The sequence below is a fragment of the Streptomyces sp. NPDC111520 genome (assembly GCF_055635295.1).
Genome location: NZ_JBVKBW010000027.1, coordinates 48,982 through 64,461 on the forward strand (window position 1 = coordinate 48,982; position 15,480 = coordinate 64,461).

At 73.8% G+C, this 15,480-nt stretch carries 17 protein-coding genes; 16 read left to right on the forward strand and 1 reads right to left on the reverse strand.

The genetic code is table 11. The annotated features are described in order from the left end of the window. The first annotated feature begins 3 nt into the window (after positions 1–3). From ACZ7MY_RS38575 to ACZ7MY_RS38650, 16 genes are all read left to right on the forward strand, one after another. Positions 4–1,788, forward strand: coding sequence for a nickel-dependent hydrogenase large subunit (locus ACZ7MY_RS38575; RefSeq protein WP_499609814.1), 1,785 nt, complete (start codon positions 4–6; stop codon positions 1,786–1,788). Continuing rightward, positions 1,785–2,306 (forward strand): NifU-related iron-sulfur-binding protein, encoded by a 522-nt coding sequence (locus ACZ7MY_RS38580; RefSeq protein ID WP_499609817.1) that lies wholly within the window; start codon positions 1,785–1,787, stop codon positions 2,304–2,306. Before ACZ7MY_RS38575 ends, ACZ7MY_RS38580 begins: the two co-directional genes overlap by 4 nt. Beyond that, positions 2,303–2,953 carry a DUF5947 family protein gene (locus ACZ7MY_RS38585; protein WP_499609820.1) on the forward strand — a complete coding sequence of 217 codons (651 nt, stop codon included), beginning with the start codon at positions 2,303–2,305 and terminating at the stop codon, positions 2,951–2,953. The genes ACZ7MY_RS38580 and ACZ7MY_RS38585 overlap by 4 nt, the downstream gene beginning before the upstream one ends. Continuing rightward, positions 2,950–3,600, forward strand: a complete 651-nt coding sequence (locus ACZ7MY_RS38590; protein ID WP_499609822.1) for a DUF6084 family protein — start codon at positions 2,950–2,952, stop codon at positions 3,598–3,600. The genes ACZ7MY_RS38585 and ACZ7MY_RS38590 overlap by 4 nt, the downstream gene beginning before the upstream one ends. Beyond that, positions 3,597–4,961, forward strand: coding sequence for a hypothetical protein (locus ACZ7MY_RS38595; RefSeq protein ID WP_499609825.1), 1,365 nt, complete (start codon positions 3,597–3,599; stop codon positions 4,959–4,961). Before ACZ7MY_RS38590 ends, ACZ7MY_RS38595 begins: the two co-directional genes overlap by 4 nt. Beyond that, the gene (locus tag ACZ7MY_RS38600; RefSeq protein WP_499609828.1) at positions 4,958–5,476 is read left to right on the forward strand and encodes a hydrogenase maturation protease; all 519 of its coding nucleotides are present in this window, start codon (positions 4,958–4,960) and stop codon (positions 5,474–5,476) included. The genes ACZ7MY_RS38595 and ACZ7MY_RS38600 overlap by 4 nt, the downstream gene beginning before the upstream one ends. A gap of 52 nt (positions 5,477–5,528) precedes the next feature. Next, complete coding sequence (locus ACZ7MY_RS38605) at positions 5,529–5,633, forward strand: DUF6893 family small protein (RefSeq protein WP_499609831.1); 105 nt, start codon at positions 5,529–5,531, stop codon at positions 5,631–5,633. Between the two features lie 155 nt (positions 5,634–5,788). Next, complete coding sequence (locus tag ACZ7MY_RS38610; RefSeq protein ID WP_499609834.1) at positions 5,789–6,187, forward strand: hydrogenase maturation nickel metallochaperone HypA/HybF; 399 nt, start codon at positions 5,789–5,791, stop codon at positions 6,185–6,187. Between the two features lie 5 nt (positions 6,188–6,192). Continuing rightward, a complete protein-coding gene (gene hypB, locus ACZ7MY_RS38615) occupies positions 6,193–7,002 on the forward strand; it encodes a hydrogenase nickel incorporation protein HypB (protein WP_499609836.1) in 810 nt (269 codons plus the stop codon). Further along, positions 7,002–9,377, forward strand: a complete 2,376-nt coding sequence (gene hypF, locus ACZ7MY_RS38620; protein ID WP_499609839.1) for a carbamoyltransferase HypF — start codon at positions 7,002–7,004, stop codon at positions 9,375–9,377. Before hypB ends, hypF begins: the two co-directional genes overlap by 1 nt. Further along, positions 9,377–9,673, forward strand: coding sequence for a HypC/HybG/HupF family hydrogenase formation chaperone (locus tag ACZ7MY_RS38625; RefSeq protein WP_499609842.1), 297 nt, complete (start codon positions 9,377–9,379; stop codon positions 9,671–9,673). Before hypF ends, ACZ7MY_RS38625 begins: the two co-directional genes overlap by 1 nt. Next, complete coding sequence (gene hypD, locus ACZ7MY_RS38630; RefSeq protein ID WP_499609845.1) at positions 9,670–10,794, forward strand: hydrogenase formation protein HypD; 1,125 nt, start codon at positions 9,670–9,672, stop codon at positions 10,792–10,794. The genes ACZ7MY_RS38625 and hypD overlap by 4 nt, the downstream gene beginning before the upstream one ends. Positions 10,795–10,873: 79 nt before the next feature. Further along, the gene (hypE, locus tag ACZ7MY_RS38635) at positions 10,874–11,863 is read left to right on the forward strand and encodes a hydrogenase expression/formation protein HypE (RefSeq protein WP_499609929.1); all 990 of its coding nucleotides are present in this window, start codon (positions 10,874–10,876) and stop codon (positions 11,861–11,863) included. A gap of 96 nt (positions 11,864–11,959) precedes the next feature. Then, positions 11,960–12,331: a low affinity iron permease family protein gene (locus tag ACZ7MY_RS38640; RefSeq protein ID WP_499609848.1), complete on the forward strand. Its 372-nt coding sequence runs from the start codon at positions 11,960–11,962 to the stop codon at positions 12,329–12,331. 278 nt (positions 12,332–12,609) lie between these two features. Then, positions 12,610–13,071 carry a hypothetical protein gene (locus tag ACZ7MY_RS38645; RefSeq protein WP_499609851.1) on the forward strand — a complete coding sequence of 154 codons (462 nt, stop codon included), beginning with the start codon at positions 12,610–12,612 and terminating at the stop codon, positions 13,069–13,071. 243 nt (positions 13,072–13,314) lie between these two features. Continuing rightward, entirely contained in the window at positions 13,315–13,776 is a 462-nt protein-coding gene (locus tag ACZ7MY_RS38650) for a DUF5709 domain-containing protein (RefSeq protein ID WP_499609854.1), read from the forward strand. 30 nt (positions 13,777–13,806) lie between these two features. On the opposite strand, the gene ACZ7MY_RS38655 is transcribed toward ACZ7MY_RS38650, so the two are convergent. Then, entirely contained in the window at positions 13,807–15,381 is a 1,575-nt protein-coding gene (locus ACZ7MY_RS38655; RefSeq protein WP_499609857.1) for an MFS transporter, read from the reverse strand. Positions 15,382–15,480: the final 99 nt, after the last annotated feature.

Here is a 15,480-nt window from a genome sequence, read left to right on the forward strand (position 1 = left end):
ACCATGGCTCCGAAGACGAAGACGGCCGGAGACGGCAGTGGCCTGATGGAGATGTCCTGGGATCCGATCACCCGGATCGTGGGCAGCCTCGGCATCCACACGAAGATCGACTTCAAGCAGAAGCGCGTCGCGGAGTGCTACAGCACCTCGTCGGTCTTCCGCGGCTACAGCGTCTTCATGCGGGGCAAGGACCCCCGCGACGCGCACTTCATCACCAGCCGGATCTGCGGGATCTGCGGCGACAACCACGCCACCTGCTCGGTCTACACGCAGAACATGGCGTACGGGGTGAAGCCGCCGCACCTCGGCGAGTGGATCATCAACCTCGGCGAGGCCGCCGAGTTCATGTTCGACCACAACATCTTCCAGGAGAACCTGGTCGGGGTCGACTACTGCGAGAAGATGGTCCGCGAGACCAACCCGGGCGTCATGGAGCAGGCCGACCGCACCGAGGCCCCGCACGCCGCGGACCACGGCTACCGCACCATCGGCGACATCATGCGCTCGCTCAACCCGCTCGAGGGCGAGTTCTACCGCGAGGCGCTCCAGGTGAGCCGCTACACACGGGAGATGTTCTGCCTGATGGAGGGCCGGCACGTCCACCCCTCCACCCTCTACGCGGGCGGCGTCGGCACCATCGCGTCGGTGCAGCTGTTCACCGACTACCTCACCCGGCTGATGCGCTACGTGGAGTTCATGAAGCGCGTCGTACCGCTCCACGACGACCTCTTCGACTTCTTCTACGAGGCCATGCCCGGCTACGAGGAGGTCGGCCGGCGCCGTGTCATGCTGGGCTGCTGGGGCGCGTTCAACGACCCCGAGCACTGCGACTTCACCTACGCCAACATGACGGACTGGGGACGGAAGATGTTCGTCTCCCCCGGCATCGTGGTGGACGGGAAGCTGGTCACCAACGACCTCACGCAGATCAACCTGGGCATCCGCATCCTGCTGGGCAGCTCCTACTACCAGGACTGGGAGGGCCAGCAGCAGTTCGTCACCCACGACCCGCTCGGCAACCCGGTCGACCCGCGCCACCCCTGGAACCAGCACACCATCCCCGCGCCCCAGAAGCGCGACTTCGGCGACAAGTACAGCTGGGTGATGTCCCCGCGCTGGTTCGACGGCAAGGACCACCTGGCGCTGGACACCGGCGGTGGCCCGCTCGCCCGTCTGTGGTCCACCGCCCTCAACGGCCTGGTCGACATGGGGTACGTGAAGGCCACCGGGCACAGCGTGGTGATCAACCTGCCCAGGACGCTCACCAAGCCGGAGACCACCCTCGAGTGGAAGATCCCGCAGTGGAGCAACGCCCTGGAGCGGAACCGGGCCCGCACCTACTTCCAGGCCTACGCCGCCGCCTGCGCCCTCCACTTCGCCGAGATGGGGCTGGAGGAGGTCCGCGCGGGCCGCACCCAGACGTGGGAGAAGTTCGAGGTCCCGGACGAGAGCATCGGCGTGGGCTTCACCGAGGCGGTGCGCGGTGTCCTCTCGCACCACATGGTCATCCGCGACGGCAAGATCGCCAACTACCACCCGTACCCGCCGACCCCGTGGAACGCCAGCGTGCGCGACACCTACGGCACCCCCGGCCCGTACGAGGACGCCGTGCAGAACACCCCGATCTTCGAGGAGAACTCCCCGGAGGACTTCAAGGGCATCGACATCATGCGGGCCGTGCGCAGCTTCGACCCGTGCCTGCCGTGCGGCGTCCACATGTACGTCGGCGGCGGACGCACGGTGGAGAAGCTCCACGTCCCCACCGGCCTGAGCGGTATGGCCGGATGAGCGCCGAGCAGACGGCGCGTCGCGTCGAGGAGATCCTCGACGCGTTCGCGGCCTCCGGCGACGGCGAGACGGCACGCGCCGCCGAGGAACTGGTGCGCACCCTCATGGAGTTCTACGGCGCCGGCCTGGCCCGTGCGGTCACCCTCCTCGAGAACGGCTCGACGGATCCGCTCGCCGTGCTCATGGCCGACGAGATGGTCGCGGGCCTGCTGACCCTCCACGACCTGCACCCCGAGGACACCCTCACCCGGGTCGGCCGTGCAGTTGAAGCCGCCCGCGCCGGGGCGACGGTGGGCGTCGAGCACTTCGACCCCGACACCGGCACGCTGCGGCTGAGCGCCCGCGAGGACGGCGGCTGCGGCTGCCCCAGCACCATGGACGCCACCCGGCAGCGCATCGAGGCGGCCCTGTCCTGCTTCGCCCCGGAGGTGTCGGTGGTCGAGATGCCGGCGTCCGGCCCGGCGGCGGGCGAGCCCGCGCTGCTGCAGATCGGCAACCGTCCGCCGGGGGCGCCGTGAGCCCCCGTACCACCGGGGCCGGACTGCGCCGTTTCGTGGCGCCCCGGCAACCCACTCCCGAACGCTGCGAACTGTGCGGGGTGGAGCTGACGGGCCCGCACCGGCATCTGGTCGACGCCGGACAGCGGGCACTGGCCTGCGCCTGCGTGCCGTGCGCGCTGCTCCTCGAACGGCCCGGCGCGGGCGGCGGCCGTTTCGCCGCCGTGCCCGACCGGGTGCTGAGCGACCCCGGGTCGGTGCCCGACGCGGCCACCTGGCAGCAGCTGCGCATCCCCGTCTCGGTCGCCTTCTTCTTCCACAACTCGGCGCTCGGCCGGCCCGTGGTGCTCTACCCGAGCCCGGCCGGCGCCACCGAGAGCGAGGTCGAACCGGCCACCTGGCAGGCCGTGTTCGGCGGCTCGCCGCTGGCCGCCTCCCTACGGCCGGACGTGGAGGCCCTGCTCGTCCGCCGGGACGACGGCGCGCAGGACGGCGGCGAGTGCTTCCTGCTGCCGGTCGACCGCGCCTACGAACTGGTGGGCCGGCTACGGCTGAACTGGCAGGGCTTCGACGGCGGTTCCGGCGCCCGCGCCGAACTGGCCGCCTTCTTCGACGACGTACGACAGCGGGCCGCGACCGCGGCGCCGCGGGAGGGGTTGCCGACGTGACCGAGCTGGACTTCGGCTGCACGGGTGTTCGGGCCGATCCGTACGCCGCCGGACCGACGCTGGTCTTCCGGCTGCGGATCACCGCCTCCGGCGGGGAGCGGGTGCACGCCCTGGCGCTGCGCTGCCAGTTGCGCATCGAACCGGCACAGCGGGCCTACGGCGACGCCGCGGAGGCCCGGGGCCTCGGCGACCTCTTCGGCGAGCGGGCGCGCTGGGGCAGCACCCTGCAGCCCCTGCAGTTCGCGCAGGTGCCGCTGATGGTGCCGGGCTTCACCGGCGAGACCGAGGTGGACCTGCCGGTGCCGTGCACCTACGACATGGACGTCGCCTCCGCGAAGTACTTCGAGGCCCTGGAGGACGGCGAGGCGCCGCTGCTGCTGCTCTTCTCCGGCACCGCCTTCGTCGGGCCCGGCGGTTTCCAGGTGCGGCCGGTGCCCTGGGACAAGGAGGCCGTGTGCCGCATGCCGGTGACGGTGTGGCGCGAGGCGATCGACGCCCACTTCCCCGAATGCGGCTGGATCCGGCTGCCGCGCACGGCGCTGGAGTCGCTGCGGTCCTTCCGCAGCGCCCACGCCCTGCCCTCGTGGGAGGCGACCGTCGAGGCCCTGCTCGCCGGCGCCGCCGCCCCGGCGGGGGGTGCCCGGTGACGGCCGCGACGGAACACTTCGCGACCGCCCGCCAGGCCGCCGACGCCGTCCTGTTCGAGGGCTACGTGCTCTACCCGTACCGGGCGTCCTCGGCGAAGAACCGCATGCGCTGGCAGTTCGGTGTGCTGGTGCCCCCGGTGTGGGCGGCCGCGTCCGGCGAAGCCGTGCTGCAGCGCACCGAGATCCTCATGGAGCCGCGCGCGGACGCCGCGCTCCACGCGGAGCTGCGCTTCCTGCACGCGCAACGGCGCACCGTGGAACGGGTCCTGCTCGACGGCGAGTTCGAGCCCGTCGACGAACTCCCGCTGCCGGACCGGGTGCTGGTCCCGTGGGACGAGGGCGTGGAGGAGCGCGTCGAGCTGTCCGTGGACGTCACGGCGCTGACCGCCGAGGACCTGGTCCTGCCGTTCACCTTCCCCGCGAGCGAGGACAGCGAGATCGTCACCGGCGAGGACGGTCTCCCCGCCGGGCGCGTCGTGCGCCGCCGGGCACGCCTCGAGGGCGTCCTGCGGCTGTCGGCGGAGGAACTGCCCGGCCCCTACCGGGTGCTGCGGCTGACCGCCGTCGCGGAGAACACCGGGAGCGCCCTGGCCTCGAACCGGGAGGAGGCGCTGCCGCACGCGCTGGTCTCGGCCCATCTGATGCTGCGGCTGACCGCCGGCTACTTCGTGTCGATGACGGACCCCCCGGAGTGGGCGAGGGCCGCCGTCGCCGAGTGCCGCAACGAGAACACCTGGCCGGTGCTGGCGGGCGACGACGCCGCGGCGAACGTGGTGCTGTCCTCCCCCATCATCCTGGAGGACCATCCGCGGATCGCCCCGGAGAGCCCCGGCGCGCTCTACGACGCCACCGAGATCGACGAGATCCTGGCGCTGCGCACCGCCGCCCTCACCGACGAGGAGAAGCGGCAGGCGCGCGGCACGGACGAACGGGCCGCGGCGGTGATCGACCTGGCGGACTCCATGCCGCCGGAGGTGATGGAGCGTCTGCACGGCGCCGTGCGCGCGCTGCGCGAGGTCACCGGTCCGCAGGACCCGCCCGCCGCGGTCCCCGAGACCCCCTGGTGGGACCCGGGCGCCGACGCCTCCGTCGACCCGGGCCGGGACCGCGTCATGGTCGGCGACACCTGGGTGGCCGCCGGCAGCCGCGTCGTGCTGCGCCCGGGACGACGGCGCACCGACGCGCAGGACCTGTTCCTGCAGGGGCGCAGCGCCCAGGTGGAGGCGGTGCTGCACGACGTGGACGGCGGCGTGCACCTCGCGGTCACCGTGGACGGCGACCCCGGCGCGGAGATCCGCCGGGAGCAGGGCCGCTTCCTGTACTTCCAGCCCGACGAACTCGCTCCCCTGGAGGACGCGTGAGCACGGGAGGCGTGCTGGTCGCGGGCATCGGCAACGTCTTCCTGGGGGACGACGGCTTCGGCGTCGAGGTGGTGCGCCGGCTGTCGGGGCACCCGCTGCCCGAAGGCGTCCACGTCACCGACACCGGCGTCCGGGGCGTGCACCTGGCGTACCAGCTCCTCGACGGCTACCGCAGCGTGGTCCTCGTCGACGCCGTCGCGCGCGGCGGCTGCCCCGGCACGCTGCACCTGATCGAGGCGCCGCCGCCCGGCGGCGAGGGGCCCGGCGCGGCCCTCGTCGACGGGCACCGGATGACCCCGGACACGGTGCTGGCGCTCCTCGACACCCTCAGCGCGGGGACGGGTGCCCCCAGGCCCTCCCGGGTCCTGGTGGTGGGCTGCGAGCCGGCCTGCCTGGAAGAGGGCATCGGCCTGAGCGCTCCGGTGGCCGCGGCCGTGGACGAGGCCGTGCGCCTGGTGCTGCGCGTCGTCGGCGAAGAGAGCGACCGGCCCGCCGACCCGCACGCGGTGGCCTGACCGGCCCGCCGCGCCGCGGAACTCAGCGACGAGCAGAAAGGAGCACCCCGCCATGTGGAAGATCGCCCTGAGCGCGGTGGGCGCGGCCGTGGCCGCCCTCGCCATGTCCCGCGTCCTGCCGGACGTGAAGCGGTACCTGCACATCCGGTCCATGTGAGGCCGAACGGGTAGGCCGGTGCCGGCCCGGCGGCGTGGCGGGCCGGGTGTCCCGGGAGCCGGGCCTTCAATGGAGCCGCGTGAGCCGCCGGCACCGCCCGCCGGCCCGCCGGCAGCCGGGGCCCGGCCGGTACCCGCACACCGGAGAAGAGGCCGATGCACGAGATGTCCATCGCAGTGGCGGTGGTGGAGCAGGTCGAGGAGGCCGCCGCCCGGCTCGCGGACGGCACGGGCGCGGCGCCCTGCGCGGAGTCCGTCCACCTGGAGGTCGGCGAACTCGCCGGTGTCGTGGCGGACGCCCTCGCCTTCAGCTTCGACCTCGCCTGCACCGGCACCGTACTGGAGGGCGCGGCCCTCACCACCGAGACCGTCCCCGGCCGGGCCCGCTGCGCGCGCTGCGCGCGGGACTGGGCCACCGGCATGCCCCCGCGGCTGACCTGTCCCGGCTGCGACGGCGCGGCGACGGAGCTGCTGTCCGGCCGTGAACTGCGGATCACCGAGGTGCGGTGGGCCGGGCAGCGGCGGCCGGCCGCCACACTCCCCGAGGAGCGCTGAGAGCCATGTGCAAAGTGACCGATCTGCGGCAGTCCGTGCTCGCCAGGAACGACCGCGGCGCACAGGAGCTGCGGGAGGAACTCGCCGCACGCGGGACCGTCATGGTGAACCTGCTGTCCAGCCCGGGCAGCGGCAAGACGGCGCTGCTGGAGTCGGAACTGGGGCTGGCCCGGCTTCGCGGGGTGCCGGTGGCGGCGCTCACCGCCGACCTCGCCACCGAGAACGACGCGACCCGGCTGGCCCGCTCCGGTGCCCCGGTGCGGCAGGTGCTGACCGACGGGCTGTGCCACCTGGAGTCGGCGATGGTGCGGCGCCACGTCGACAGCTGGCTGCCGGAGGGCACGCACCTGCTGTTCGTGGAGAACGTCGGCAACCTGGTGTGCCCCGCCTCGTACGACCTCGGCGAGTCGCTGCGGGTGGTGCTGGCCTCGGTGACCGAGGGCGAGGACAAGCCGCTGAAGTACCCGACGGCCTTCGGGCTGGCGCATCTGGTGGTCGTGACGAAGTCCGACATCGCCGAGGCGGCCGGTTTCGACGAAGCGGCCTTCCTGGCGGCCGTGGCCCAGGTCAACCCGGGTGTGGAGGTGCTCCGGACGTCCTCGCGGGACGGCGAGGGCGCCGGGGTGCTGCTGGAGCGGGCGCTGGCCGTGCACGCGGGGGCCGCGGTGCACCGTCCGGTGATGGCGCGCACCGCTGTCCAGCACGGTCACGCGCACGACCACGACCACGACCACGGTCAGGTGCCCGCGGGTGAGAACGCGCACCCGCACGAGGACGCCGCCGGGCACACCCGCTCCGTGGGCCACACGCACTGATGCCGGGTCAGCCGGGGCCCGCGGCCCGGACCGCGCAGCGCCGCCGGGTGCTGGTCCGGGGGGTCGTGCAGGGGGTCGGCTTCCGGCCGTTCGTGTTCGGCCTCGCCCGTGAACTGGGACTCGCGGGGCACGTCGGCAACACCGGGGACGGGGTGGTCGCCGAGGTCGAGGGCGCCCCCGGCGCGGTCGCGGCCTTCTGCGACCGGATCGGCCCCGAGGCACCGCCGCTGGCGGTGGTCGAGTCGGTGTCCCACCGCCCCGTGCCCCTCGCGGGCGGCACGGACTTCACGATCAGCCCCTCCCGCCCCGGCGACACGGCCTCCCGCACCCTGGTCTCCCCCGACACGGCCACCTGCGAGGCGTGCCTGGCCGAGCTGCACGACCCCGCGGACCGCCGCCACCGGCACCCGTTCATCACCTGCACGCACTGCGGGCCGCGCTTCACGATCGTCACCGGCCTGCCCTACGACCGGCCCAACACCACCATGGCCGGCTTCCCGATGTGCGCGGCGTGCCGGGCCGAGTACGAGGATCCCGCCGACCGCCGCTTCCACGCGCAGCCGGTCTCGTGCCACGACTGCGGTCCCCGGCTGCGGCTGGTCGTGCCCGGCGGCCTGCGCGCGGGGCTGGAGGGTGAACCGCTCGCGGGGGCACGGCGGTTGCTCGCGGCGGGCGCGATCCTCGCGGTGAAGGGCCTGGGCGGCTACCACCTGGCCTGCGACGCGGGCAACGAGGAGAGCGTGCGGCTGCTGCGGGCCCGCAAGGGCCGCGGCGACAAGCCGTTCGCCCTGATGGCCCGGGAGGTCGCGGACGTCGAACCACTGGCCCACCTCGGCCCGGCGGAGCGGGAGTCGTTGACCGGCAACCGCCGGCCGATCGTGCTGCTGCGGCGCCGCGCGGGGGTGCGCGCGGTGGCGGAGGCCGTGGCGCCGCGGGTGGCCGACCTCGGGGTGATGCTGCCGTACACACCCGTCCACCACCTGCTGCTGGGGCTGCCGGGCGACCCGCCGGGGCCCCGGCTGCTGGTGATGACCAGCGGCAACCTGGGGGGCGAACCCATCGTCACCCACGACGGGCAGGCCCTGGAGCGGCTGGTGGGGCTGGCGGACGCCTGGCTCACGCACGACCGGCCCATCCATGTGCCGTGCGACGACTCGGTGGTGCGGATCTGCGACGGCGAGGAACTGCCCGTGCGGCGTTCGCGCGGCTACGCGCCCCTCCCCGTGCCGCTGCCCGTCCCGGTGAGGCCCGCGCTCGCCGTGGGCGGCGACCTGAAGAACACCTTCTGCGTGGGCGAGGGCCGGCATGCCTGGATGTCGGCCCACGTCGGCGACATGGACGACCTGGCGACGCTGACCGCCTTCAGCGACGCGGAACGGCAGTTGGAGCGGATCACCGGGGTCAGGCCCGAACTGCTGGCCGCGGACCGGCACCCCGGCTACCGCTCGGTGGGCTGGGCGGTACGCGCCGCGGGCGGCCGGCCGCTGCGGCAGGTGCAGCACCACCACGCACACGTCGCGGCGGCGATGGCCGAGGCCGGACTGGACGGTACGGACCAGGTCATCGGCGTCGCCTTCGACGGCACGGGCCACGGCGACGACGGCGCGGTGTGGGGCGGTGAGTTCCTGCTCGCCGACTACGCGGACTTCCGGCGGGCGGCGCACCTGGCGTACGCCCCGCTGCCCGGCGGTGACGCGGCCGTACGCCGCCCCTACCGGATGGCGCTGGCGCAGCTGAGGGCGGCCGGGCTCCCCTGGACGCCCGGCCTGCCGTGCGCGGACGCCTGCCCGGAGGGCGAACGAGTCGTCCTGGAAGTGCAGTTGGCGCGCGGGCTGCACTGCGTCCCGACCTCCAGCATGGGCCGGCTCTTCGACGCGGTCGCCTCGCTGGCCGGGGTGTGCCACGTGGCGGGGTACGAGGCGCAGGCCGCCGTCGAGCTGGAGGCGGCGGCCGTCGCGGCGGGCGGTGTGCCCGCCGAGGGCTACGCCTTCGCCCCGCGCGAGGGTGCCGGTGCTGGCGGGGCAACCGCCTGCGACCCGGGCCCGGTGCTGGCGGCCGTCGTCGCGGACCTGGCCGCGGGAGTGCCCGCCGGGGTGATCGCCGGACGATTCCACCGGGCGGTGGCCGACCTCGTCCGGGGTGTGTGCGGCGCTCTGCGGGAACGTCACGGCCTCGGCACGGTGGCGCTCACCGGCGGCGTCTTCGCCAACGCGCTGCTGTCCTCCGCGTGCGCCCGCGACCTGCGCGCGGACGGGTTCACGGTGCTGCGCCACCGGCTCGTGCCGCCCAACGACGGGGGCCTGGCGCTCGGCCAGCTCGTCGTCGCTGCCGCCGCCCGCGGCATCCCCCACCATCCACAGCGAGGAGACAGCTGATGTGCCTGGCGGTACCCGGCAAGGTGCTGGAGATCGAGGAACGTGACGGCACCAAGATGGCGGTCGTCGACTTCGGCGGCGTGGTGAAGGACGTGTGCCTGGAGTACCTGCCCGACCTCCAGGTCGGCGAGTACGCCATCGTCCACGTCGGCTTCGCGTTGCAGCGGCTCGACGAGGAGTCGGCCCGGCAGACGCTCGCCCTCTTCGGGAACCTCGGGCTGCTGGAGGAGGAGTTCGGCGACCCCTGGCAGCAGGCGGCCGCCGACGCGGGAACGACGGCGGAGGCGGAGCGGTGAAGTACATCGACGAGTTCCAGGACCCGGAGCTGGCCCGGAGACTGCTGGACGACATCCACGCGACGGTGACCAGGCCCTGGGCGCTGATGGAGGTGTGCGGCGGCCAGACCCACACCATCATCCGGCACGGCATCGACCAGCTCCTGCCGAAGGAGGTGGAACTCATCCACGGCCCCGGCTGCCCGGTCTGCGTGACCCCGCTGGAGGTCATCGACAAGGCGCTGGAGATCGCCTCCCGCCCCGGGGTGGTCTTCTGCTCCTTCGGCGACATGCTGCGCGTGCCCGGCACCGGGCGCGACCTGTTCGGCGTGCGCGGCGAGGGCGGTGACGTACGCGTCGTCTACTCCCCGCTGGACGCGCTGCGGATCGCCCGGGAGAACCCGGACCGCGAGGTCGTGTTCTTCGGGATCGGCTTCGAGACGACCGCCCCGCCCAACGCGATGACGGTGTACCAGGCGCGCAGGCTCGGCATCCCCAACTTCAGCCTGCTGGTGTCCCACGTCCGCGTCCCGCCAGCGATCGAGGCGATCATGCGCTCCTCGGACTGCCGGGTGCAGGGGTTCCTGGCGGCCGGCCACGTGTGCAGCGTGATGGGGACGGAGGAGTACCCGGAGCTGGCGGACGGCTTCGGCGTGCCCATCGTCGTCACCGGTTTCGAGCCGCTGGACATCCTGGAGGGCGTCCGGCGCGCGGTGCGCCAGTTGGAACGCGGCGAGTACCGGGTGGAGAACGCCTACCCGCGCGCCGTGCGGCCGGAGGGCAACCCCGCGGCCAAGGCGATGCTCGCGGACGTCTTCGAGATCACCGACCGCGCGTGGCGCGGGATCGGCGTCATCCCCGACAGCGGGTGGCGGCTGTCGGAACGCTACCGGGAGTACGACGCCGAGCACCGGTTCTCCGTCACCGGCATCACCACGCGGGAACCGGCGGAGTGCCGCAGCGGCGAGGTGCTGCAGGGCCTGATCAAGCCCCACGAGTGCGAGGCGTTCGGCGGTGTCTGCACACCCCGCACCCCGCTGGGCGCCACGATGGTCTCCAGCGAGGGGGCCTGCGCCGCGTACTACCTCTACCGCCGGCTCGGCGGGACCAGCGCACCCCTGGAGGCGAGCCCCGTTGGCTGACTTCACCGAGACCCTCGCCGCCCCGGACTTCTCCGGCTGGACCTGCCCGGCGCCGCTGCGCGACCAGCCGCGGGTGGTGATGGGCCACGGCGGCGGGGGCGCGCTGTCCGCGGAGCTCGTACGGCACGTCTTCGCCCCGGCCTTCGGCGGCGAGGTGCTGTCCGGGCTCGCCGACTCCGCGGTCGTGACGCTGGGCGGGGCCCGGCTGGCGTTCTCCACCGACTCCTACGTGGTGCGGCCGCTGTTCTTCCCCGGCGGCAGCATCGGCGACCTCGCCGTCAACGGCACCGTCAACGACCTGGCGATGAGCGGTGCCAGGGCCCTCTACCTCTCCTGCGGCTTCATCCTGGAGGAGGGCGTGGAGATGCCGCTGGTGGGGCGGGTCGCCGAAGCGCTGGGCGCGGCCGCGCGCACCGCGGGGGTGGAGGTCGTCACCGGGGACACCAAGGTCGTCGAGGCCGGCCACGGGGACGGGCTGTACGTCAACACCGCGGGCATCGGGCTGGTCCCCGACGGGGTCGACATCCGTCCGCAGCGCGCCGCGCCGGGCGACGTGGTCATCGTCAGCGGGGAGATCGGGGCGCACGGCGTCGCCGTGATGAGCGTGCGCGAGGGCCTGGAGTTCGGGGTCGAGATCGAGAGCGACACGGCGGCGCTCGGCGGGCTCGTCGAAGCCGTGCTGCGCGTCACGACGGACGTGCACGTGCTGCGCGACCCCACGCGCGGCGGTCTGGCGGCCGCCCTCAACGAGATCGCCGCGGCCGCGGGTGTCGGGGTCGTCCTCCAGGAGCGGGCGGTGCCGGTGCCGCCCGCGGTGGCCAACGCCTGCGCGGTGCTGGGCCTGGACCCGATGTACGTCGCCAACGAGGGCCGGCTCGTGGCCTTCGTGCCCCGCGCCGTGGCCGACGAGGTGCTGGCCGCGATGCGCGCGCATCCGCTGGGCGCCGGCGCGGCCGTCGTCGGCGAGTGCGTGACGGACCACGCGGGCATGGTCGTCGCCCGTACCGGGCTGGGCGGGACGCGCGTGGTGGACCTGCCGCTGGGTGAGCAACTGCCCCGCATCTGCTGACCGCACGGCGCCCCGGCCGGCCGGCCCACGCGGGCCGGCCGGGTGCCCCGCGCGCCGCACCGCCGCATCGTCGGCGATCACCCCCGGGAGGACGGTGTGACGTTCCGGCATCCCGCCGAACGGACCGACGACGAGACCGGACGCGGCCGGTTCGAGCGGCTCGCCGAGGCGGCGTCCAACTTCACGGCATCGCCGCTCTTCTACGCCGTCTGCCTGCTCCTGGTGGCCGGCTTCCTCGTCGTGCACGCCCTCGGGCTGCCCCTGAACTGGCAGTTGTTCGCGGCGGATCTGATGACGGCGGTCACCCTCCTGTTGCTCGCGCTGCTGAAGAACGCCGAACGCCGTGCCGAGCACGCCGTCCAGCGCAAACTGGACGCGATCGCCGCGGCGCTGCTGGAGCAGGGCGGCAGCTCGCACGAGGCCCGCAACGCGCTGCGCGAGGTGATCGGTCTCCACAAGGACGCCTGACCGCCCCAGTTTCTGACGAGTCGTCAATCCACTTTTGGTGTCCGCGATCTGTCGGTTCGTCACCTGTTTGCGGGTAGGCGCGACGCTGAACGCAGAGCGGTGAGCGCATCCCTCCTGACCTGCGGTGACGTGCCGGACAGGTGACCGGGTACGGCCAGGTGCGGCACCACAGGCGGCGGCTTCGGGTGGCAGGCCCCCCGGGGTGCTGTTTTGCTCCGCGTGGAGCGGACCGCCAGGGACCGCTCGCCCACCCTGCCCGTTCGACCTGGAGCTGCCTCATGCCTACAACACGCGTTCTTGGCGGCGTCGCCATGGCCGCGGCCGTCATCGGTCTCACCATCCCCAATGCCTCCGCCAATGACATCTCCGATGCCTGGGTCACCCCCTACTACGCCGTCCCCGGAATGCGGCTGACCGTCACGACCACGGCCTGCGGTCGCGACGCCAACTACTCCAAGGGCCAGTCCGAAGCCGGCGGCCAGATCAACCTGCTGCCCCTGGGCAGGAGCGGCCTGCTGGCGGGCACCTTCCGGGTGCCGAAGCACACCCGTCCCGGCTGGTACACCGTGACGCTGCGGTGCCCCCCGCGCATCCAGACCACCGCGTCCTTCCGGGTGGTCCGGGGTCCCGGGCACGGGTTCTCCGGCTTCGACCGCGGCTTCTCGGACTTCGGCCGCGGGTTCGCCGACCTGGACTGCGGCGACTCCGGTTCCTCCGGCCGCCGGTCCTCCGGGCGCTGACCCCCCGGAGCCCGGGTCTCCGGACCGCCGCCCCGGCCGCCGTGCAGCACGACTGCGGCGCGGCCGGGGCGGCGCGGCACCGCGGGTGAAGGTCCGGGGAATGTTGGAACGTTCCCGCACCGGCCCTTTTCACGCTTCCGGGTGGCGATCGGCGTCCGGACGGAAGAGTGTGGAGGGGAGAGGGGGCGCGCGGCCCGCGAGGCGGCGCCTAGGCGGTGCCGGCGCGTGAGCGAGGAGACGGACATGCGAGACAACGAGATGGGTGACGAGGTCTACCAGCCGGACGGGTCAGAGGTACAGGACGACGCCGGGCTGCTGGAGCCCGAGGACACCCTGGACTACCACGGTGTCGACCAGATACTCGACGAGGGCTACTCGCCGCCGGAGCGGCCCTGGGCGGTGAACAAGCCCGCCATCACCGCGGCGGGCCGGCTGCGGGGCGAGACGCTCGACGAACGCCTGGCCGAGGAACTCCCGGACCTGCCCGTCCCCGACGGCGACGGCATCGGAGACGCGTGGGACACCGACGGCGAACTGATCGACGGCGAGGTCGGCGGGCCGCGCGCCGGACGGCTGGTCGCCCCCGACGAGGGGGCGCACTACGACACCGACGGCATGGTCGCCCAGGACATCGGCATCGACGGGGCAGCCGCCTCCGCCGAGGAGGCCGCCATGCATCTCGTACCGGAGTCCGAGGAGTACTGACGCCCGGCGGGGGCGCACGACGCAGCCGGGTCAGCCGGCAGGGGGGCCTTCCTCGCGGCTCCCGGGCCCGGCGCCGGCCGCCTTCCCGTGGACGGGTTCCACGTCGCTCTGCAGGGGCGGGGCGCCGATCGCGCAGTAGTGCTTGCACGGCGGGACCGGCTTCACCGGCTCCTCGGGGGTCTCGCGGAGCACGTCGGAGCGGACGCCGAACCAGGCCAGCAGCGAGCCCACCACCAGCATCCCCGCGCAGATCACGACGGCGACGCGGAAGCCGTGGCCGAAGGCGGCCGGGTCCTCGTAGTCGTCCCCGGAGAGCCCGGCCATGAGCGGCAGGGCCGCCACCGCGAGCAGGCCCGCCGCGCGCGCCACGGCGTTGTTGACGCCCGAGGCCGTGCCGGCGTGCCGTACGTCGGCGGCGCCGAGGACGGTGGCGGTGAGCGGGGCGACGGTGGCCGCCAGGCCGAGGGCGAACACGCACACCGCGGGCAGGACGTCGGCGACGTAGGACGCGTCGGCGCCGATCCGCAGCATCAGGAGCAGGCCGAGGGCGGAGACCGCCGGGCCCACGGTCATGGGGATGCGCGGCCCGATGCGCTCGGCGAGCCGGCCGGCGCGTTCGGACAGCGCCAGCATGATGACCGTGATGGGCAGCAGCGCCGTCCCGGAGGCCAGGGGGGAGTACCCGGCCTCGGTCTGCAACTCCAGCACCAGGAAGAAGAACAGCCCCCCGAGCGCCGCGTAGACGGCGAAGGTGACCAGGTTCGCGGCGGTGAACTGGCGGTTCGCGAAGAGGCTGGGCGGCAGCATCGGGTGCGGGCTGCGCCGCTCGGTGACCACGAACCCGGCGAACGCGGCCACACCCACCACTCCGGAGACGCAGACGGCGGCGATGTCCGGGTGGCTGCCGCCCGCGGCGATCAGGGCGTAGGTGACCCCGGCGAGGCCGACCGCGCCGAGCACGGCGCCCGTGATGTCGAAGCCGCCGGTGACGCTCTCGTCGCGGCTCTCCGGGACGTGCCGGGACGCGACCGCGACGACCACGGCCGCCAGCGGGAGGTTGATGAAGAAGACCCACCGCCAGCTGACGGCGTCGACCAGCCAGCCGCCGAGCAGCGGCCCCAGCGCCCCCGCGATGCCGCCCAGGCCCGACCACACCCCGATCGCGCGGGCCCGGTCCTGGGAGGCGAAGGACGCCTGGATCAGGGCCAGCGAACCGGGGGTGAGCAGCGCACCGCCGACCCCTTGCAGGGCGCGGGCGCCGATCAGCACCTCGATGGTGGGCGCGATGCCGCACAGAAGGGACGCCAGGGCGAACCACACCGTGCCGATCACGAAGAGCTTGCGGCGGCCGAAGCGGTCGCCGAGCGAGCCGCCGAGCAGGATCAGCGCGGCGAGGGTGAGGGTGTAGGCGTTGATCGTCCACTGGAGGCCGGCGAGCGTGGCGCCGAGGTCCTTGCCGATCGTCGGGAGGGCGACGTTGACGACGGTGCCGTCCAGGAGCGTCATGCCCGATCCCAGGACGACCGCCGCGAGGACCCACCGCCCGCTCGCCCCGCTCAGCGTCAGCGTCCCGGCCCGGCCCGTCGCGCCCGCGGCTTCCGTCATCGCAGCCTCCGCCATCCCCCGCTGTGCCCGTCGGTCGTCAACCGAGAATCTACTCCGGGGGCCGTCGTACCGCGTGGCGGTGGGGTACCCGCGCACGCT

Excerpts from the sequence above, each read along its gene's own strand:
- ACZ7MY_RS38645 (WP_499609851.1), top strand. The coding sequence starts at position 12,610 with ATGCCTACAACACGCGTTCTTGGCGGCGTCGCCATGGCCGCGGCCGTC.
- ACZ7MY_RS38610 (WP_499609834.1), top strand. The coding sequence starts at position 5,789 with ATGCACGAGATGTCCATCGCAGTGGCGGTGGTGGAGCAGGTCGAGGAG.
- hypB (WP_499609836.1), top strand. The coding sequence starts at position 6,193 with ATGTGCAAAGTGACCGATCTGCGGCAGTCCGTGCTCGCCAGGAACGAC.
- ACZ7MY_RS38605 (WP_499609831.1), top strand. The coding sequence starts at position 5,529 with ATGTGGAAGATCGCCCTGAGCGCGGTGGGCGCGGCCGTGGCCGCCCTC.
- ACZ7MY_RS38580 (WP_499609817.1), top strand. The coding sequence starts at position 1,785 with ATGAGCGCCGAGCAGACGGCGCGTCGCGTCGAGGAGATCCTCGACGCG.
- hypF (WP_499609839.1), top strand. The coding sequence starts at position 7,002 with ATGCCGGGTCAGCCGGGGCCCGCGGCCCGGACCGCGCAGCGCCGCCGG.
- ACZ7MY_RS38575 (WP_499609814.1), top strand. The coding sequence starts at position 4 with ATGGCTCCGAAGACGAAGACGGCCGGAGACGGCAGTGGCCTGATGGAG.
- hypE (WP_499609929.1), top strand. The coding sequence starts at position 10,874 with ATGGGCCACGGCGGCGGGGGCGCGCTGTCCGCGGAGCTCGTACGGCAC.
- ACZ7MY_RS38625 (WP_499609842.1), top strand. The coding sequence starts at position 9,377 with ATGTGCCTGGCGGTACCCGGCAAGGTGCTGGAGATCGAGGAACGTGAC.
- ACZ7MY_RS38650 (WP_499609854.1), top strand. The coding sequence starts at position 13,315 with ATGCGAGACAACGAGATGGGTGACGAGGTCTACCAGCCGGACGGGTCA.
- ACZ7MY_RS38655 (WP_499609857.1), bottom strand. The coding sequence starts at position 15,381 with ATGACGGAAGCCGCGGGCGCGACGGGCCGGGCCGGGACGCTGACGCTG.